This is a genomic window from Methanobrevibacter sp., from assembly GCF_045646205.1.
In the GTDB taxonomy this organism is placed as follows: Archaea; Methanobacteriota; Methanobacteria; order Methanobacteriales; family Methanobacteriaceae; genus Methanocatella.
The window spans coordinates 40,846-61,386 of record NZ_JAZRKF010000032.1; the positions used below are offsets into that span (position 1 = coordinate 40,846).

Here is a 20,541-nt window from a genome sequence, read left to right on the forward strand (position 1 = left end):
ATGACTTATATATTTTAAATAACAAAATCTATTGTAATGAATACAAAGTTTCTAAGATTCATAGTTATAATTTTAATAACGGCATTGATTATTTCATATGTTGGATGTTATGTCTTAATTAAGTTAGGTCTTAATGACGTGTTATATATTGCCAATTTATTTGGAATATATTTCTTAATAATTTATGGACTGAATATCCTAGTTGAAGAAAATCATGTTCCGAATAATTTCCGCAGATTTTTCTTTGCAGGAATTTACATTATAATTTTTGATATACTATTCATAATTACAACAATGTTTTTATTCAATTTCAATCCGTTATTGCCGCCGGATTATATAAACTTCGTTATAAATGGATTTGAATTTAATTTAATGATGAATTCCCTGTTCTATATCATAATTTTTGCAATAGTCATATTCATATTCAATTACTTTTTGTATAGATCAGCAAATGATTAATCTTTTTCATGCATTAGAAGAAACTTCTTTTTGTCAATTCCTGCCGCATAGCCCGTTAACTCTCCGTTTGATGCGACAACCCTATGACAGGGAATTATGATTGAAATCGGATTGTGTCCGACAGCTCCCCCAACGGCTTGGGCAGACATTTTTTCAATTCCTCTTTTTTTGGCTATCCTATTCGCAATATCCTTATAAGAAGTTGTTTTTCCATATGGAATCTCACAGAGAATTTCCCAAACTTCTTTTCTAAAGTCGGTGCCTATAGGATCCAAATCCAATTCATTAATTAAGGGTTTTTCACCATTGAAATAGCTGTCCAGCCATTCTTTAGCTTGGATTAACGTTTCGTCATCTTTTTCTATAATCTCCTCTGAAACGTTGGCCAAATAATATTTTTGCCCCTCAAACCAGGACCCAATTAACTTTTCATTTCGAGAAGCAAGTAAAATGTCCCCAATTGGTGATGTGTAGTGTTTTATATTAATCATTTTAAAAAAAATAAGAGAATAGATGATTTAATAACCATCTACTAAAACTTTTAACTCTCCGGTTACAATATCGATTATTAAACCATGTACTGGTACATCTGGAATTAATGGGTGGTTTTTGATTTTTTCTACAACATCTATAACATTTTGTTCTTCAGATTCAAATCCACCAATCCATTGAGCTAAATCATATTTAGCAATGTCTTCTTCTTTAATGCCTCTTTGAAGCATTTTTTCTTTTAAAGCTTCAGCATCAGCACCAGCCATACCACATTCAGTGTGACCAACGACCATTACTTCTTCAGCTCCAAGATTGTATAAAGCTGCACCGATTGATCTGATTGCATCTTCACCGACAATTGAATTACCTGCATTTCTTACGATTTTAGCATCCCCTCTTTTTAAACCTAATGCAGGTTCAAAAAAGTCGATTAATCTGCAGTCCATACAAGTCAAAATAGCTAATTTTTTAGCTGCATGGTGAGACATCTCTTCGCCTTCAAAGTTTTCAACAAATTCCTTATTATCTTTTAATACATTCTCCAAAATTGTCATTTTAAACTCCCCTTGCCATTGCGGTAAGGCCGGTTCTTGAAATCTTTTTGATTCCATAACCTTTTAATAAAGATATAAATGCATTGATTTTTTCCATATCTCCAGTTATTTCAATTATTAATGTCTCTTCAGTTACATCAACAATATTCGCCCTGAAAATATTGACATATTGCATTATTTCGGCTCTAGCCTTTTCATTAGGAATATTGACTTTTACAAGACATAATTCCCTTTTAACTGCATTTTTAGAAATATCTTTAATCTTGATAACATCAACCAATTTATTTAATTGCTTTGTAACCTGTTCCAATATCTTATCGTCAGCTTTTACAGTAATTACCATTCTTGCAAGACCATCGACTTCTGATTCGCCTACTGTAATGCTGTCAATATTGAAATCCCTTCGTGTAAACAGGCCAGCAACTTTTTGTAAAACTCCAGGTTTATTTTCTACAAGCGTACTTATAACATGATATTTTACATCCATTTAAATCACATCTTTTTCGAGTTTATATTCTCCAATCATTTCATTAATGCCTGCTCCTGGAGGCAACATCGGAAGCGTTTCTTCTGAATCTATTATAACATCAATCAATATTGCTTCATTATCTTTAATTGCAGATTTTAATGCCTCTTTGGTTTCACCCGGTTTTTCAACTCTGACTGCATTAACTCCAAAACTTTCTGCTAATTTAACGAAGTCCGGGCTGTCTTTAAATTCAGTTTGTGAGTGTCTTCCATCATATAATAAACTTTGCCATTGATATACCATACCCAAAGTTCTATTTTCAAGTACCATTGCTATGACAGGTATATCATAATCATAAACTGTAGCCAATTCCTGACAAACCATTAAGAATCCGCCGTCACCGTTAATGGAAACAACAGGATCATCCGGACATGCAACCTTTGCACCGATAGCTGACGGGAAACCGAATCCCATAGTTCCAAGTCCTCCGGATGAAATAAATTTACGAGGTTTTTGAGTGTCATAAAAATGAGCTGCCCACATCTGATTTTGACCCACATCAGTCGTTAAAATTGAATCAGCAGTTAAAACTTCACTGATTTCCTTTATTACTGTTTGAGGTTTAAGCGGAACATCATCATAGGTAACTCTTGGTAAAAAATCAATTTTTCTTTGTTTTATTTTATCAGTCCATGAATTAACATCACCGGATACGGAATATCCTTTAAATAAATCATTTAGTGATTTTAAAATATTTTTAGCATCCCCCACAATTGGCAAGTCAACATCTACATTTTTACCGATTTCTGCAGGGTCTATATCAATATGAATAACTTTACTGTCCGGAACAAAACTGTCCAATCTTCCGGTAGTTCTATCTGAAAATCTTATACCGATAGCTATTAACAAATCACATTCATTGATTGAATCATTGGAAACTTTTCTTCCATGCATTCCAAGCATTCCCAATGCCAATTCATCATTTTCATCAATAGCTCCTTTACCTAAAAGTGAAGTCATTACCGGAGCATTGATTAAGTGTGCGAATTCATTTAATTCATCGCACGCATTAGCTAAAATAACACCTGCACCCACAAGTATTAAAGGCCTTTTAGCCTGTTTAATCAATTCACTAGCTTTTTTAATTTGTCTAGGATTGCCTTTCAGGGTTGGATTATATCCCGGTGTTTGAATTAAATTATCATTAAAATCTGTAAGTTCCCCTTCCTGAACTTCTTTTGGAACATCTATTAAAACCGGGCCAGGTCTTCCGCTTGTAGCTATATCGAAACTGGTCTTAATAACGGAAGGTATTAAATTAGGGTCTTTAGGCTGAAAACTATGTTTAACAATAGGCATAGTAATACCAATGATGTCAGCTTCCTGAAAAGCATCATTTCCAATTAAATGAGTTGGAACCTGACCTGTAATAGCTACAATAGGAGAAGAATCCATGAAAGAAGTAGCAATCCCTGTTACCAAATTAGTTGCACCAGGTCCGGAAGTAGCCAAACACACCCCCACTTTACCTGAAGCTCTTGCAAAACCATCGGCTGCATGAGCTGCTGCCTGTTCGTGTCTAACTAAGATATGGTTGATATCTGCATCATATAACATATCATATAAGGGTATGGTTTGTCCTCCAGGATAACCAAATATTGTTTCTACTCCCATTTTTTTAAGGGATTCAATAATCGCTTCTCCGCCTCTCATTTCTAAAACCTTTATAAATCTTTTATTATAATGTAATTTTTGTATTGATAAATATATATAATTATCTTAGTTGAAAATTAAAATTAACATCAACTTATTTTTTAAAAAAAAATGAAATTATAAAATGTAAATCAATATAATATGTTTGAAGCATGTTAACTTTTTATTTTTTTAATTACATTGCCTAAAGTACGTTGAACTAACAAGAACATGATTATTATCTGAGCAATATCGGAAAAAATAACTGCCATGAAAATTCCAAATTCTCCGGATTTGAAAATTAAAGACCCTATTAACATAAAAATTACAAATAAAGAAATATTAAGAATCAAACTTAATAATGAAAAAAGACTTTTTCCCAATCCTATTAATGTATAATTACATATTCTAACAGCAGGCTGCAGGAAGAAACTTAAAATACTGAATACAATTATACAACTAACTCCATTTTTTACATTAAGATCATTGCTGAAAAAAGGTATGATGTGCATATATGAAAAGAAATATATTAATCCAAATATTATAGCAAAAGCACATGTTATAACTAATGATTTTTTCAGTACGGATATTAAACTATTAAACCTTTTAGCACCTGTTAGATGTGCAGTTACAATACAGACTCCTTGAGAAATTCCCTGAACCGGAGTAAACATAAGTGTTTGAATTCTAAGAAGTACCATATATCCAAATGAAATCAGAGGATTTGAAAATACATGAAGGGAATAGTTAATCAGCAATCCCAAAATAGTAAGTATGAAACCATTTAAAATTAAAGGAATTGCAAAATGAACAATTTCTTTAAAAATCATTTTATCATATTTAAAATAAGGCCTACCTATTTTTAAAACCGTATTGCCTCTAATATAGAATAAGTAATAGAATACTAAAAAAGAAGAAATATATCCAATGGTTGTTGCAATCCCTGCACCAAAAATTCCTAAATGGAGCTTATGTATTAATATTGGATCCAATATAATATTCAACATATTTCCAAGTATGATAATGCATGATGCCCTTTTTGTATCTCCTTCACTGCATATTATAGATGAAAAGTAATTAGACATCAAAACAAAAACAATGAAAATTGAAGGTATAATGAAATAATCAAATATTAAATTACTATATTGCTCAAGATGACCCAATACACAAATTGGCTTGATTAATAGAATAGATAACAACGGAATGATTATGGATAATGCCAAAATTATAATTAATCCGTGGCATGCAACATTATTTGCTCTTTGATAGTCCTCAGCACCAAAAGATGTTGAAATGATAACGTTACATGATCTCCCGATACCTTCACCTAATTTCTGAAGAATATACCATAGATTAAGTACATAACCAACAGCAATAATTGCACTTTCACCTAATCCGGCAATCCAAAAAGCATCAACAACACTGTAAATGTTTGTAAAAACAAAAATGCAATTATAGGTATGCTTAATACAAAAACTGATTTTAAAGGATATTCTTGAATATATTTAATTTTTTCCATAAACAGTTTTAATTATAATGATAATAATATTAATTTATTTTGTTTGGGTGAAAGACTGTCAACTTAAAAGGAAAAAAATATTAAAAAACTTAATATACTTTGAAACTAAATAATTTAAACACAATTAATTAACTGGAATTATTATGAAATATTCAAAATTATTATGCCATAGAATGCCTGAAAGGAGTTTTCATTACAAAAATCACCAGTTTCCAGTCTGTGCTAGGTGTACTGGATTTTATACTGGATTAATAGTATTTTTAATCTACAGTTTCTTCTTTCCCATCAATTATTCCCTAAACCTATTAATAATATCAATAATCCTGATGGTACCGACAGCAATTGACGGATTTACACAATTTTTAGGTTTAAGAGAAAGCAATAATAATCTGAGATTTGTTAGCGGAGTTATTGGCGGTGTAGGCCTAATAATTTTTATGAAAATAGCTATTAGAATTTTTTATAATATTGTAGGTGCGTATTTATGATAATTTGTCCGGAATGTGGTGAAGAAAACCCTCAAGGAAGTAAATTCTGTAGAAAATGCGGTATTAATTTAGTGTATGAAGAACCTGAACCTGAAAAAACACAAACAAGAGCTAAAAAGGTTACAGTTGAAGATAATACTGGCCCTATTAGAAAAACTACTGTCAATACAAATTCATCCACTACAAATACAAAAAAAGATGACGGCAGCAAATGGTGGGCCTGCTGTATCTGTTTAGTATTTTTATTTATAATATTCGCAATTGTAGGACATTAATCCTTTAAATAATAATATAAAACAGCTTTTTGTGCATGAAGCCTGTTTTCCGCTTCATCATAAATTACAGATTGCGGTCCGTCAATTACCTCAGCTGAAACTTCCTGACCTCTAACTGCAGGTAAACAGTGCATGAAAATAGCTCCGTCATTAGCAAGATTCATCAATTCCTGATTAACCTGGAAAGGTGCCAAATCAATTTCTCTTTGTGCTTTTTCAGCTTCATCACCCATACTTACCCAAACATCTGTATAGACAACATCAACATTATCTAAGGCAACATTAAGATTATCCGAAATAACAATTTCTGTATTGTTTTCCTTTGCATATTCCTGAGCGATTTTTAGGATGTTTTCATTAGGTTCATAACCTTTAGGACATGCTACAGACATATCCATGCCTAAAAGAGGAGCAATTAATAAAAGGGAATTACATACATTGTTTCCGTCACCGACGAAACATATTTTTTTATTTTCAAAGGAACCAAAATGTTCTTTAATAGTTAATACGTCAGCCAAGACTTGACAAGGATGCTCAAGATTGGTTAATCCGCTTATAACAGGCACGTCAGAATATTTTGCTAATTCTATAACATCATCATGTTCTATGGCCCTAATCATTATTCCATCAACGAAACGGCTTAAAACACGGGCAGTATCTGAAATAGGCTCTCCTCGTCCCATCTGTAAATCGTTGGATGATAAAAATATAGCTCTTCCACCTAACTGATACATTCCAACGTCAAATGATACTCTGGTTCTGGTTGATGACTTTTGAAAAATCATCGCTAAGGTTTTACCTTCAAGCGGTTTTTCTTCCTTTTTACCTGCTTTTATATCACAAGCCAAATCGATAATATTTGATACATCCTCTTTAATATCACAAATAGATAATAGACTATCCATTAAAATCCCCTCTAATAAAATAAAATATTTATTATTTATATATATTAAATGTTATGTTTTCATTTTATATCTTATATCACGTATTGTAGAAATTATAGGAACTAAAAAGAACAAATAAATGAATTTACCTGAAACATGGAAATCCAAGAGATTAACAACAACAGTCAAGCCCATTATCAGGAAAAATGTATGGTAAGTATATTTTTTCTCAACATCTGAAAGCTCCTTTTCAAGAAATCCACTGCGGTCTGCATACCAAAACATCACTATGAAAAATAGCAACGTCAAGAATATATTTAAACCGAATATTACTTCTGCAAGGAAGAAATGTGAATATGAACCAATCATTGATGTTGAAAATGGAACAAATGAAATTGCTGCTAAGAAAAAAATGTTTATCCACAGATAAGGAAAATTAAACATTTTAACTTTAATGAATTCATGGTGATAAATCCAAAAGGAAGCAAGCAGTATAAAACTGACTAAAGTGACACCAAATGTTGGAATCATAGATTGAAGAAAAGCCGTGAAATCTCCTGCGGTTAATAATTGCATTTCAGGAAGAGCCATCCCAAAAATAAGCAGTGTCATGACCATCCCAAAAATACCGTCAGTAAGCCCCATCAATCTACCGGGATCTATGTTGATATCCTGGGATAAAGCTTTTTTAAAACGCTGGTAATAGCTTAATCCTTCATTGATTCGGTGAAAACTCTTTAAAGTCTCATCAATATCTTCATGATGCAATTTACCCTTTTTTTCTAAACGGTCATGTATTTTATTTATTTTTTCAAGGGTATGCTCGTCACCTTTATTTTTAATATCTTCAATTTGAGACTCTATCTGAATTTTTAAATCCATTAATTCCTCATATTTTTCAATGCCACTCTTGGTCATTTAAACACCAAAAATTCTTATTTAATATTCTATATTAACTTTTCAACTTAAATATATTAACATTGAAAAACATAATTATAACCTAGTAGGCGATTAAATGATAAGTGATAATATTAAAAAAGGAATTCAAAGAGCACCTCACAGGTCTTTATTAAGGGCTTGTGGTCTTGAGGACGATGATTTTAAAAAACCGTTCATTGGAATTGCAAACAGTTTTACAGACATCGTTCCAGGACACATCCACCTTAAAGACCTTGTTGAATTTGTAAAAGAAGGTATTATAGCTGCAGGAGGTATTCCATTCGAATTTGATACAATGGCAATATGTGATGGAATCAGTATGAATCACGAAGGAATGAAATATTCCCTTCCTTCAAGAGAAATAATAGCTGCTACAGTCGAAAGCATGACAAAAGGACATGCATTTGACGGATTGGTATTGATTCCAAGCTGTGATAAAGTTGTTCCTGGAATGATTATGGGTGCCTGCCGTGTAGATATTCCAAGTATTGTTGTTACAGGAGGCCCTATGGCCGCAGGTAATTATAAAGGCAAAAATGCTGATTTAATTACTGTTTTTGAAGCTGTAGGTGAACATTCAGCAGGTAAAATCTCAGAAGAGGAAGTTTATGAAATGGAAAAATGTGCCTGTCCCGGTCCTGGAAGCTGTTCCGGACTGTTTACAGCAAATACAATGGCATGTATTACAGAAACATTTGGTTTATCCCTTCCTTTATGTGCAACAACACACGCAGATACTGAAGAAAATAACCAAATTGCATTTGAAAGCGGAAAACAAATCATCGAACTGATTAAAAACGATATTAAACCATCCGATATTTTAACACAAGAAGCGTTTAATAATGCAATTGCAATTGATATGGCTTTAGGCGGTTCTTCAAACACTGCACTCCACATTCCGGCCATTGCCAGTGAAGTTGATGGCATTGACGTGGACTTGGAATTATTTGATAAAATCAGCCGTGAAGTTCCACACATCACATTAATTTCACCTGCCGGTGAAGACACAATGATGGATTTACATTTAGCCGGAGGAATTCCTGCCGTTTTAAAAACCTTGGGAGATAAAATTAACACGACTCCGTTAACTGTAACCGGAAAAACAGTGAAAGAAAATCTTGAAAATGTGGAAAATAAAAATACTGAAGTTATTCACACATTGGATAATCCTTACCATGAAGATGGCGGAATAGCTATTTTAAAAGGTAATATTGCTCCAAACGGCAGTGTTGTCAAAAAAGGAGCTGTTGCAGAAGATTTAATGCATCTTAAAGGACCAGCAAAAGTATTCCACTCAGAAGAAGAAGTGACCGAAGCAATATTTAACCATGAAATCGAAGAAAGAGATATTGTTGTTATTATCTATGAAGGTCCGAAAGGCGGTCCTGGAATGAGAGAAATGTTAAACGCAACATCAGCCCTTGCAGGAATGGGCATTAAAGATGTTGGTCTTATTACCGACGGAAGATTTTCAGGAGGAACACGTGGACCATGCATAGGACATGTTTCACCTGAAGCAATGTCATCAGGACCTATCGCTGCAGTTCAAAACGGAGACATAATTGAAATTGATATTAAAAACAGATCCATTAATGTAGAACTAACAGATGAAGAAATAGCCAGCAGATTAGAAAATGTAAAACATCCTGAAAGTGATGTTGATGGATGGTTAAGCATTTACCAAAAATTAGTACAGTCTGCAGACAGCGGTGCTATTTTAAGGTAGTGTTATGATGGAAATATTAAAATACTCAGAAATTGACCTGGCAGAAACGATTAAAAGATCAGAACAGGATGTAAACAATGTTTTAGATACCGTGTCTGAAATCTTGAATAATGTAAAGGACAATGGAGATAATGCTGTAAAATCCTATACTGAAAAATTTGACGGTGTTTTAGTTGATAACTTAAAAGTTACAGAAGATGAGATTAAAGAAGCCTACAATACATTAGATGACTCATTATTAACCGCTTTAAAACAAGCCGCATCTAATATCGAAAAATTTCACAAAAAACAAATCCCACAAGAATGGGAAATGGAAGTTAACCCTGGAATTACTGCCGGTCAAATCGTGAGGGCAATTAACTCAGCAGGCTGTTATATCCCCGGCGGAAGAGCAGCTTATCCATCTTCAATATTAATGACAGTTATTCCTGCCAAAATTGCAGGAGTTGAAAAGGTAGTATGCGTTACTCCACCACAAAAAGATGGAAAGATTTTAGATGCAATATTGGTAGCAGCAGATATTGCAGGTGCTGATGAAATCTACAAAGTTGGTGGAGCACAGGCAATCGGAGCTTTAGCCTATGGAACCGAATCAATTCCTAAAGTTGAAAAAATAGTCGGTCCCGGCAACATATTCGTGACTGCAGCTAAAAAACTAGTTTACGGACAAGTTGACATTGAGTTTCCGGCTGGACCTTCAGAAGTATTGATACTGGCTGATGAAAGTGCAAACCCTGAATTTTTAGCAACCGACATTTTAGCTCAAGCGGAACATGACCCTAATGCATCATGTTTTTTAGTAACTGATGATGAAAATTTAGCTGAAAAGACTGATGAGTTTGTAAAACAGTTGACAGAAATCGCCCCTAGACGTGAAATTATTGAAGAATCATTATCAAAAAGCGGAAAAATTATTATCACTGACACATTTGAAGAAGCAATTTACGTTACAAATGAATATGCACCAGAACATTTAATCATATCCACAAAAGACGATGATGAAACACTCTCTCACGTGAAAAATGCAGGTTCAATATTTTTAGGACCTTACTCTCCGGTAGCAGCAGGAGATTACGGATCCGGAACAAACCATGTATTGCCAACCGGCGGTGGGGCTAAAATGTATTCAGGCCTTTCAACTGAAGCGTTTATTAAAAAGCCTACTGTTCAAAGGATTACAAAAGAAGGATTATCTGAACTTTCAAAGACCTCAGTTCCAATAGCTGAATATGAAGGATTCTTTGCTCATTCAGATTCATTTAAAAGAAGATTAGATAGATAATATCTATCTTCTATTTATTATGAAATTATATCTAAACCTTTAATTTTATTAAAATTTGAATCAAATGTCGCAATTTTATTAATATTATACTTTTGCATTGATTTTAGAATTGTACAATCAGAATAATTAATTGATGAATTATAAGACAAATATATTTCAATTGCATCATCATAATCATTTTTAGTTAAATAATCAATGTCAAACATATTGTTTAGATTATTGTATAATGAAATACCAATCTTTCCACCAATACCTGTAAACGAATTTAATGTTTCTGTTAGAACAGTAGAATTAATCATTTTATTTTCATAGAATGTATCCGATAATTCTAAGGCTTTATTATGATTGATATCTGATTTTATTAAAATTGCTAATAAAAAGCTAGTATCAATGAATATCATTAGAATTCACCACACCCAGATTTCTTTTTTAATTCAACAGAATCCACTTCTTCATCGACATAAATAGCAAATTTTTCTAAATCTCTTAATGGTTTTTGTTTCACAACTTCAATAATCATCAAATCACCATTAATTTTCCAATTTAATGTATCTTCAACATTTATATCCAATTCTTTACGAATTTTACTAGGAATTACTGTTTGAAATCCTTTATATATCTTTGAAGTAATGATTTCTTGAGAAAAATTATTCATCAGGATTACCTCCATATCTAATTTATAATATATCTAATGTATAAAAAACCTAATATATAAATTTTTAGGTAAAAAATTCTAAAATAAATACTAAAAATATTAATAAAAAATTAACAATAACAAAAAAAAGAAAAAGAAGTGATATTGAATCACTTAAACTTTTACAGATGCAGGCAGATTGTGGCTGTTTCCATAATCTATTAAGATACTTACACAAATATCCAACATTCTTGATGGAGAAATATCAGGCACACCGCCCGTATAAATTCCAACGTAATTTGGAACAAAACCATTACTTTCTATCCATGATGAGAATCTGTTTGACATATCTACATAATTTTGACGTGCAATAGTTTGAGAACTGTCACTTCCACTAGGATGAGAAGCATATGAAGGATCTCCTACAGATATTGTCGCATCAGGATGACCACTGCCAATCTGACTAATAGATTTACTTAAAATATACAAACATTGGGCTTTTGATAATGAAAGGGACTGGAATTGAACAGGGAAGTTTCCTCCAGAACTTTTAACAGCCTGAGCTAATGCAGGAGCTTCACTAACAGGGAAACTATTTAGTGAAACGGCCTTTGAACTTGAACTCGAACTTGATTGTTGAACCTGATTACCTGCATTAGCCGGCTGTGAATGATTATCGAATAAACCTGTTCCAAAAGCAACAAATACAATAGCTAAAATTACAATTGCCGCAACTAAAACTCCAATGATAATCTTTTTATTTCTATCATCATTACTTGATGTTTGAGTAGGAGCATTAGCCTGAGCAGCTTGTTCAGGAGCTTTTGGCTTTATTTTATTTCCGCAATGTTTACAGAATTTTGAGCCGTCTTTTATTTCTTTTCCACACTTAGGACAAAACATGAAATCCCTCAGTTAGTAATTTTTTCAATTTTTTGGCCATCATAAGCATCATATTTATATTTCTCGATTTTACCATGTGAATCTTTAATTAAAACTAAGAAATAATCGCCTTTATCTGTGATATCCTTTAAATCAATAGTTTTTCCAGGAAAATCATTCATTGCAAACCTTTGAATTTCTTCTTTAGTTAATTTTTGATATTGAGAATTACCATCTGATGAAGGACTGTCTCCGGAAGATGAATCAGAACTAATACTTGGAGCAGAACCTGAACTTGCAGGGGCTGAACCTGAACTAGCTGGAGCAGAACCGTCACTAGAAATAACAGGAGCACTGTCTGATGAAGCAGAATCTCCACCAGCAGCATTATTAGAAGAATCAGAACTTAATGAACTTACAACATCACTTGCTTGAGGATTATCTAAAAGTGAAGTATTTTGTTGCTGATTATCACTTATCGCTCCATCAGTGGATGTAGCCGGCATGAATTCATTAGCAGTGTATGAATCTAAATCACCATTATCTGCCGCATTATTAAATCCATTAACAGTAATATTATTAACATTATCCACAAATACTGCCACATTAAGCTCCGGATTATTAACAACGAGCAACATATTCTTAATAAAGAAGAAGTCCACATCTACATCCATATGAGGATGCGGAGCAATACCTGGTACAGCAACTTTAGGTTTTACACTTTTTTGGTGATTTGAGAAAACAACACTATTAGACATGTCAGTGACTAAACCTTGATCTTTTGCCCCGATAGAAATACCCTGACCGCCATTTGTAACTAAAATGTTCGTATTATCCCCCTGTACATAAGCCAAAGATTGAGGCGGTTGATTTTTAAGGGCAACAACCGTGACTCCATTAATGCCTTTTAAATAATTGACCATAGACTGATTATTTTGGAATGTTTTGATAGTAATACCATATTTAGCGTCAGCATAACCATCCTGTGTTTTTATAAAATCCGCATCGGCTGGTACATTAACTTTAATACCATCGAAGTCTACCTGTTTCATAGAACCATTGTTTAAAATTGTAGCGCCTACAACACCCGCAGTGATTATTCCAACGATTGCTATGAGAAATATAACATGAGAATTAAACTTCATAAGAAAAATCACCTAAATTATATATAATTTACACACATAGATATTTATTCTTAATATTATATAAAATTTTTTTAATGGCTTAAATAACATTTAAATCAAATAAAAAATATAAATAATTTCATAAAAATGTTAGTAAATTGATAATAAATAGGAGTTTATGTAAAATGGTAAAATGTCCGAATTGTGGAGAGGAATCAACAGCCAATTTTTGTCCAAACTGTGGAGAAAAATTAGTAAAAGAGATTACTTGTCCAAGTTGTAATGCTAAAGTTGATGCAGGTTCTCTTTTTTGTTCTGAATGCGGTGAAAAAATAGAAGTAGAAGATAAAAAAGAAGAAAAAACAACTGAAAAAACAGAAGATAAAAAAGAAGAAAAATCTGCTAAAAAAACAGAAGATAAAACCACTAAAAAAGAAACAACCAAAAAGGCTAAAGACAATACCCAATATTGTCCTCACTGTAATGATCCTTTAGATGATGACGAAGTCATATTCTGTTCCAATTGTGGAAAAATGATTAAAGTTGACGAATATTCATTTAACGGAATTATCAATAGTATCAACTTCAAAAAACTGATAATTGTTTCAATTTTAGGATTTGCCATTACATTTGTACTTGGAATAATACTTTCATTTATTATCGGATTGACGGGACAAGGGTCATTAGGTTACCCTATTGCCTTAATAATAGCCATATTTTTAGGTGTCGGATTTTTCGCATCATTTTTCAAAGACATTCTCAATTCAGGCCTATGCGGAATCATAATCGGTTTGTTATTTGGACTGGTTGCAAATATGACAGTGGAAATATCTGCAGGATTTAAATACACATTCGAAATATTTTCCGGATACGAAATTGTTATATTTACTATTTTAGGCTTAATATTTGCATTTTTGGCAAACAAGTTTTTAAGAAATATTGTTTTGAATTATATCAATGTAGATAAGTATTTTTAAATAATATTTCCTTTTTTTACCTTTTTAGAATGATTTTTTTAAAATAATATTAACATTAGTTTTATTAAAGATTAATTATAAAATTAAATGCATAATGAAAATTTATTTTTATAACCTGAGGTGAATTAATTGCAAGGTTTATTAAATGATTGGAGAAGAACTAATTACGCTAAAGATACAACTCCAGAAATCGCTGGAGAAGATGTTACAATCATGGGATGGGTTCATGAAATCCGTGATTTAGGCGGAATCATTTTCGTAATCATCCGTGATGTGACTGGTAGAGTACAAATTACAGCACCTTCCAAAAAAGTAGATGCTGAAATATTAGAAGAATTAAGAGCTTTCAGAAAAGAATCAGTTGTAGCAGTTAAAGGTACTGTTCAGGAAGCTGGAAAAGCACCAAACGGTGTTGAAATCATTCCTAAAGAAACTAGAATCTTAAGCTTATCCAACCAGCCTTTACCAATGGATCCAACTGAAAAGGTAAAAGCTGAAATTGATACAAGACTCGATTCAAGATTTTTAGATTTAAGAAAAGAAAACGTATCTGCAATCTTTAAAATTAAAGGTCAGATGTTCCACACAATAAGAGATTTCTTTTATGAAAATGGATTTTATGAAATTAACACACCAAAACTCGTAGCATCAGCTACCGAAGGTGGAACAGAATTATTCCCTATTACATACTTTGAAAAAGAAGCATTCCTCGGTCAATCCCCTCAATTATACAAACAAATGATGATGGGTAGTGGAATGGATAAAGTATTCGAAATCGGCCAGATTTTCAGAGCAGAAGAGCACGATACCTTAAGACATTTAAACGAAGCAGTTTCAATAGATGCAGAAGCTTCATTCATGGACGATGAAGACATGATGAAAGTCTTAAATGACATGCTTGTTAACGTAATCAACGACGTGAACGAAAACTGTGCTCACGAATTGGAAATTCTAGACCACACATTACCTGAAGTTGACGGTGATTTCCCTCACGTAACTTACGATGAGGCAGTTGACATCATTAATTCAAAAGGCGTTGAAATGGACTGGGGAGAAGACTTGTCCCGTGCAGCTGAAAAAGCTTTAGGCGACACCATGGGCGATTTCTACTTCTTAACCAAATGGCCTTCAGCAATCAAACCGTTCTATGTAATGCCATTTGAAGATGACGAAAAATATGCTCACGCATTTGACTTAATGTACAATAACTTAGAATTGTCTTCCGGAGCTACTCGTGTACACCAATACGATTTACTCGTAAAACAAATCGAAGAAAGAGATTTAAACCCAGACGGATTTGGAAGCTACTTAAAAGCATTCGAATACGGTATGCCTCCACATGCAGGATGGGGTGTAGGTGCTGACAGATTAACTATGGTACTTACAGGATCTGAAAACATTCGTGAATGTGTACTCTTCCCAAGAGACAGACACAGATTAACTCCATAAGATAAAATGGATTATGATATAGCTATTATTGGTGGTGGTCCTGCCGGAATTATGGCAGCAATTGCATCCGGCAAGACTTCAAATGTAATATTGATCGAAAAGAATTCCACACTTGGCAAGAAGCTTCTTTTGACCGGTGGCGGAAGATGCAATATTACAAACAACAAACCACCCAAAAAGCTATTAACTTTTTTTGACAGGAAAAATTTCCTAAAAACCTCTTTTTATACTTTTACAAACGAAGATTTGTTTGATTTATTTGATTTTGACTTTATAGAAGAAGACAACAATCGTGTCTTTCCGGAAAGTGAAAAGTCTATTGATGTTTTAAAAGGCTTGGAAAAGCATTTGGATAATGTCGAAGTTCGTTTGAATTATGAAGTGACTAAAATTACCGATAACTTTATTATAAACGATGAAATCAAAGCCAAAAAAGTGATAATTGCTACAGGAGGGATTACCTATCCCCAAACTGGCTGCAGCATTGACAATTTTTCATTAATTGATGAACCATTGACCAAAATTAAATATGGGCTTTCACCATTAATAACAAAAGAAGATTTAAGTGATATTGCAGGAATTACATTAAATGATGTTGAATGTAGCTATAAAAAGTCAAAAGTTAAAGGTAATGTGTTAATCAGCCATGTTGGACTGACTGGTCCCGGAATAATTGACTTAAGCTCAAAAATTTCTAAAGAAATTGATTATGATATTTTAGACAATGACTATAATTTAGCTTGTGAAATAAACATTGATTTAACACCCAATTTCTCACGTGAAGAGTTAAAAAATAAATTTGATAAAGATTTTCAAATAAAAGGTAAAACTCAAATAAAAAACTACTTAAAACAACTTTTAACAAATAATTTCATTGAATATTTCTTAAATAGAATCAATATTGCGTCAGATACACAATTAAGCAGAATAAATAAAAAAAGTAAAAATCGTTTAGTTGAAAATCTCAAAAGATTTACACTTGAAATTGTTGACTTTAATAAGGATTTAGCCAAGGTAACAATCGGCGGAATTGACTTGAAAAACATCAATCCAAAAACTATGGAATCAAAATTAACATCGAACCTGTATTTTGCAGGGGAAACTTTGGATTTGGATGGCCCTACAGGCGGTTATAACTTAAAGATTGCATTTTCGACAGGTTATTTGGCAGGTTTATCTGCAAGTAAAAAAAAATCATTGAATGATGTAGATAAGCCAATTACTTTTTGAAAAATAGAGATAGGCAATTAATTTACTTAAAGACAACTCTCATGAAAATGATAGTTTGATGGAAATCATATAAAATATTAATAGGTAAAACTAATTAAATAGGTAGAAAAATTTTTTAAAAAAATAAAAAAATTGGGAAAATTGAATTTCCCATTTAATGTTCATTTTTTCTTCTTAATGAAATGCCGACTATTGCAAGTAATGATAAAAGAACCATTACAAGAGGGTTGCCAGTAGCAGGCATTTTTGGAGGTTCACAAATGTTTTCCTGAGATTCTGAAGAAGATTCATTAACTGTTATCTCAGCCGTGTCATTGTTGTTGGAAAGATTGCTATCATAAGTGTCAGAAGTGACATTAGCCTTAACAATTACCTTACCGTTTTTCAATGCTTCAGTGTTGAGTGCAAGAGTAACCTTTTCACCAGGAGCCAAGTTTCCAATTGTCCAAATTCCGGTTTCAGAATCATATGTGCCTTTAGATGGAACGAAATCTAAAAGTCTTAATTCTTCAGGTATCACAACAAATGCTTTAGTATTAACTGCACTGTCCGGTCCGTCGTTTACAACAGTAATAGTGTACTTGACATTTTCGCCAACAGTTACGTTGGTAATGTCTGATACGATAGTGAGCACCAAATCAACTTCCGGAGGAACTGTTGTTGAATTATTACAGTGGTTGTTTGTTTCATCAGGATCATATGTGTCTGAAACAACACTTGCAGGATTAGTTATTGTTGTGTTGGAAGTTGAAATTAAAGTTTCGATGTTTAAGGTTGCAGATTCTCCACTTGCAAGGTCTCCCACCTTCCAAATTCCGGTTTGATAATCATATTTATTTAATGAATCATCTGAGAGATAAATTAAACCTTCAGGCAATTTATCAGTCACTATAGTGTTTATAGCAGTATCTAAACCATTGTTAGTAACAATGATTGTCCAAATGACCTTATCGTTTTTATGTTGGGTTGTAGGGACTAATTTAATTATCATTAAATCAGCTTCAGGCACGACATTTAATGATTCATTGTCATAATTATTGCTTTCATCCGGATCGTAAGTATCTGATTTAACTTCAACATCATCTACAATAGTTACATTGGAAGCGTTCACTAAAGTTTCAATACATATGGTAACATTTTCTCCACTGGCAATATCTCCAATAGTCCATATGCCGGTTTCAGGGTCATATGCTCCAGTTGAATTGTCTGAGACATAAATTAACCCATTAGGCAATATGTCGGTTACAACTGTATTCATGGCAGTGTCCGGACCGTCATTAACAACGGTTATATACCATTTTACAGTATCATTATTATGGGCAGTGCCAGGATTAACGTCATTTGATATTATGACTGATAAATCTGCAACTGGAATTGGAGTTATTGTACAATTAACAGTGTCTTTTGTACCGTGAGAGCCAACAATTGTTAAATTATTGGTTAAATTACCAATGTCATTGACGAAGACTTTTACGGTTATTACAGCGCTGGATTTAGCGGAAATGTTTGTAATAATCCAAGTTACTGTTTGACCGTCCACAACTTCACTGATTAAATCAGCACCATCAACTTTCAAAGTTTCATTGAATATTAAACCAATAGGCAAACTATCAATAACTGTCAATTCAAGAGCATATGTAGAATTACCAGGGTTTTTAATTGTTAAATCATATTCAACAAATTCCTTATTGTACGGTTTTGTAGTATTTACCGTTTTTTCAGGTACAGGTAAAGAGACAATATCAACAGTTTTATTTGCATTATTATTTGTGTAATTCCACTCTTTTTCATCACAGGATACATTTACATTATGAACGATGTTGCTTGCAGGAGTTTTGGCATGGGAATATATCACTAAAGTAATATTGGTTCCATTTTCCAATTTAGGAATAGACCAAATACCCGTTTCATTGTCATAAACAGTACCATTAGGAGCAATGGAGTCAACATATTCAAATCCTTCACTAATCAAATCGCTTAATTTGATATTGTTTGCATTAGTACCGTTAGCAGCATTTGAAACAGTAATAGTCCAAACCGCGATATCGTCAACAAAGTACTCATCCTTATCACTAGTAATATTAACAGACACATCAACAATAGGAACAGGATTAACAGCACAGTCAACCATTTTTTCAGTACCTCTAGGACCAACAACAGTTAAATTATTAATTAACTCACCAATCGCATTAACTTTAACCCTAACCGTAATAGTAGCACTACCTTTTACAATATCAGTTAATTTCCAAGTAATGACTTGGCCGTCTTGTTCTTCAATGACTACATCAGCACCAACAACATCAACAGTCTCAATGAACTCCAAACCAGCAGGCAAACTATCAATAACAGTTAAAACATCCATATAATTATCACTGCCAACATTAACAACAGTCAAATTATATTCAATAACATCATGATAATATGGAGTATCATTATTAACTATTTTTACCGGATAAGGAAGAACAACAACATCCACAGACATATTTGAATCATCATTATCATAATTCCATTGATCTTCAGTACAATTAACTTTAACTGAATTATCAATATTATTTCCAGGAGCTACAGCCTGAGAATAAACAGTGAAAGTAACATTAGTACCATTAGCCAAGAATGGAATAATCCAATCATCAGTTAAATCATAGGAATTACCATCACTATCAGTACAATTAATGAATTCGAAATTATCTAATGGGAACAAGTCTTTCAAGTTAACATTAGTTGCATTAGTACCGTTAGCAGCATTTGAAACCGTAATAGTCCAAACTGCAATATCATCAACAAAGTACTCATCCTTATCACTAGTAATATTAACTGAAATGTCAACAATAGGCATAGAATCAACAGTACAGTAAACCATATCCGTAGCATTACGAGGACCAACAACAGTTAAATTATTAGTCAACTCACCAAGTGCATTAACTTTAACCCTAATGACAATAGTAGCATTAGATTTAGCCGGAATATCAGTTAAAACCCACTTAATAACCTGACCATCACGAGTCTCACTAACATTTCTAGCACCATTAATACTAAGAGTCTCAACAAACTCTAAACCAACAGGCAAAGTATCAATAACATCAAACTCACCAGTGTACATGTAGTTACCCATATTCTCAACAGTCAAAGTAAACTCAACAAACTCATGATAATACGGAGTACTATTATCCACACCTTTATAAGGCCTATGGAATGCAATAATACCAACAGTCACATTACCATCATTATTACTGTAATCCCACTCATCTTCACCACAAGTAGCATTAACTTTGTTAGTTATATTATCTGCAGGAACTTTAGCATGAGAATGAATTACTAAAGTAATGTTAGTACCATTAGCCAAAGTAGGAATAGACCAAACACCAGTCACATTATCATAAGTAGTACCAGCCGGAAGATCACAGTACATAAACTCAAACTCATCAGGCAAGAACTCACTTAACTCAATATCTGAAGCATTAGTACC

Annotated in this window: 19 protein-coding genes and 1 pseudogene; 8 read left to right on the forward strand and 12 right to left on the reverse strand. The window is 32.9% G+C overall.

Annotated elements, in window-relative coordinates:
* Window positions 1-36 precede the first annotated feature (36 nt).
* Window positions 37-459, forward strand: coding sequence for a hypothetical protein (locus ACKI44_RS06645; protein ID WP_407422753.1), 423 nt, complete (start codon window positions 37-39; stop codon window positions 457-459).
* Here ACKI44_RS06645 and ACKI44_RS06650 read toward each other — a convergent pair.
* The 5 genes from ACKI44_RS06650 to ACKI44_RS06670 form a co-directional block, all read right to left on the reverse strand.
* Window positions 456-950, reverse strand: a complete 495-nt coding sequence (locus ACKI44_RS06650) for a methylated-DNA--[protein]-cysteine S-methyltransferase (protein ID WP_407422755.1) — start codon at window positions 948-950, stop codon at window positions 456-458. The genes ACKI44_RS06645 and ACKI44_RS06650 overlap by 4 nt on opposite strands.
* A 27-nt stretch (window positions 951-977) precedes the next feature.
* The gene (locus tag ACKI44_RS06655) at window positions 978-1,505 is read right to left on the reverse strand and encodes a beta-class carbonic anhydrase (protein ID WP_407422757.1); all 528 of its coding nucleotides are present in this window, start codon (window positions 1,503-1,505) and stop codon (window positions 978-980) included.
* A gap of 1 nt (window position 1,506) precedes the next feature.
* Window positions 1,507-1,992: an acetolactate synthase small subunit gene (ilvN, locus tag ACKI44_RS06660; RefSeq protein WP_407422759.1), complete on the reverse strand. Its 486-nt coding sequence runs from the start codon at window positions 1,990-1,992 to the stop codon at window positions 1,507-1,509.
* Window positions 1,993-3,687, reverse strand: a complete 1,695-nt coding sequence (locus ACKI44_RS06665) for an acetolactate synthase large subunit (RefSeq protein WP_407422761.1) — start codon at window positions 3,685-3,687, stop codon at window positions 1,993-1,995.
* A 155-nt stretch (window positions 3,688-3,842) separates the two neighbouring features.
* Window positions 3,843-5,171 carry an MATE family efflux transporter gene (locus ACKI44_RS06670; RefSeq protein ID WP_407422787.1) on the reverse strand — a complete coding sequence of 443 codons (1,329 nt, stop codon included), beginning with the start codon at window positions 5,169-5,171 and terminating at the stop codon, window positions 3,843-3,845.
* A gap of 187 nt (window positions 5,172-5,358) precedes the next feature.
* Here ACKI44_RS06670 and ACKI44_RS06675 point away from each other — a divergent pair, with 187 nt between their 5' ends.
* Together ACKI44_RS06675 and ACKI44_RS06680 are read left to right on the forward strand one after the other, a co-directional pair.
* Window positions 5,359-5,673 (forward strand): DUF2085 domain-containing protein, encoded by a 315-nt coding sequence (locus ACKI44_RS06675; RefSeq protein WP_407422789.1) that lies wholly within the window; start codon window positions 5,359-5,361, stop codon window positions 5,671-5,673.
* Window positions 5,670-5,948, forward strand: coding sequence for a zinc-ribbon domain-containing protein (locus tag ACKI44_RS06680; protein ID WP_407422763.1), 279 nt, complete (start codon window positions 5,670-5,672; stop codon window positions 5,946-5,948). The genes ACKI44_RS06675 and ACKI44_RS06680 overlap by 4 nt, the downstream gene beginning before the upstream one ends.
* Here the strand turns inward: ACKI44_RS06680 and argF are convergent.
* Window positions 5,945-6,853, reverse strand: coding sequence for an ornithine carbamoyltransferase (gene argF / locus ACKI44_RS06685; RefSeq protein ID WP_407422765.1), 909 nt, complete (start codon window positions 6,851-6,853; stop codon window positions 5,945-5,947). The genes ACKI44_RS06680 and argF overlap by 4 nt on opposite strands.
* 51 nt (window positions 6,854-6,904) lie before the next feature.
* Window positions 6,905-7,750 carry a TMEM175 family protein gene (locus ACKI44_RS06690; protein WP_407422767.1) on the reverse strand — a complete coding sequence of 282 codons (846 nt, stop codon included), beginning with the start codon at window positions 7,748-7,750 and terminating at the stop codon, window positions 6,905-6,907.
* 97 nt (window positions 7,751-7,847) lie between these two features.
* On the opposite strand from ACKI44_RS06690, the gene ilvD reads away from it, so the two are divergent.
* Together ilvD and hisD are read left to right on the forward strand one after the other, a co-directional pair.
* Window positions 7,848-9,497, forward strand: a complete 1,650-nt coding sequence (gene ilvD, locus ACKI44_RS06695; RefSeq protein WP_407422769.1) for a dihydroxy-acid dehydratase — start codon at window positions 7,848-7,850, stop codon at window positions 9,495-9,497.
* A 7-nt stretch (window positions 9,498-9,504) separates the two neighbouring features.
* Window positions 9,505-10,779 carry a histidinol dehydrogenase gene (hisD, locus tag ACKI44_RS06700; protein WP_407422791.1) on the forward strand — a complete coding sequence of 425 codons (1,275 nt, stop codon included), beginning with the start codon at window positions 9,505-9,507 and terminating at the stop codon, window positions 10,777-10,779.
* 17 nt (window positions 10,780-10,796) lie between these two features.
* Here the strand turns inward: hisD and ACKI44_RS06705 are convergent, their stop codons facing one another.
* The 4 genes from ACKI44_RS06705 to ACKI44_RS06720 form a co-directional block, all read right to left on the reverse strand.
* Complete coding sequence (locus tag ACKI44_RS06705) at window positions 10,797-11,180, reverse strand: type II toxin-antitoxin system VapC family toxin (RefSeq protein WP_407422771.1); 384 nt, start codon at window positions 11,178-11,180, stop codon at window positions 10,797-10,799.
* Complete coding sequence (locus tag ACKI44_RS06710) at window positions 11,180-11,434, reverse strand: hypothetical protein (RefSeq protein WP_407422773.1); 255 nt, start codon at window positions 11,432-11,434, stop codon at window positions 11,180-11,182. The genes ACKI44_RS06705 and ACKI44_RS06710 overlap by 1 nt, the downstream gene beginning before the upstream one ends.
* Window positions 11,435-11,587: 153 nt before the next feature.
* The gene (locus ACKI44_RS06715; protein WP_407422775.1) at window positions 11,588-12,316 is read right to left on the reverse strand and encodes a zinc-ribbon domain-containing protein; all 729 of its coding nucleotides are present in this window, start codon (window positions 12,314-12,316) and stop codon (window positions 11,588-11,590) included.
* Window positions 12,317-12,324: 8 nt separating this feature from the next.
* Window positions 12,325-13,440 carry a hypothetical protein gene (locus tag ACKI44_RS06720; protein WP_407422777.1) on the reverse strand — a complete coding sequence of 372 codons (1,116 nt, stop codon included), beginning with the start codon at window positions 13,438-13,440 and terminating at the stop codon, window positions 12,325-12,327.
* Between the two features lie 164 nt (window positions 13,441-13,604).
* Here ACKI44_RS06720 and ACKI44_RS06725 point away from each other — a divergent pair, with 164 nt between their 5' ends.
* The 3 genes from ACKI44_RS06725 (at window position 13,605) to ACKI44_RS06735 (ending at window position 17,075) form a co-directional block, all read left to right on the forward strand.
* Complete coding sequence (locus ACKI44_RS06725) at window positions 13,605-14,396, forward strand: zinc ribbon domain-containing protein (RefSeq protein WP_407422779.1); 792 nt, start codon at window positions 13,605-13,607, stop codon at window positions 14,394-14,396.
* A gap of 129 nt (window positions 14,397-14,525) precedes the next feature.
* Complete coding sequence (gene aspS, locus ACKI44_RS06730; protein ID WP_407422781.1) at window positions 14,526-15,845, forward strand: aspartate--tRNA(Asn) ligase; 1,320 nt, start codon at window positions 14,526-14,528, stop codon at window positions 15,843-15,845.
* 6 nt (window positions 15,846-15,851) lie between these two features.
* Window positions 15,852-17,075: an NAD(P)/FAD-dependent oxidoreductase gene (locus ACKI44_RS06735; protein ID WP_407422783.1), complete on the forward strand. Its 1,224-nt coding sequence runs from the start codon at window positions 15,852-15,854 to the stop codon at window positions 17,073-17,075.
* A 154-nt stretch (window positions 17,076-17,229) separates the two neighbouring features.
* On the opposite strand, the pseudogene ACKI44_RS06740 reads toward ACKI44_RS06735, so the two are convergent.
* A pseudogene (locus ACKI44_RS06740) lies at window positions 17,230-20,541 on the reverse strand (hypothetical protein); the annotation flags it as partial.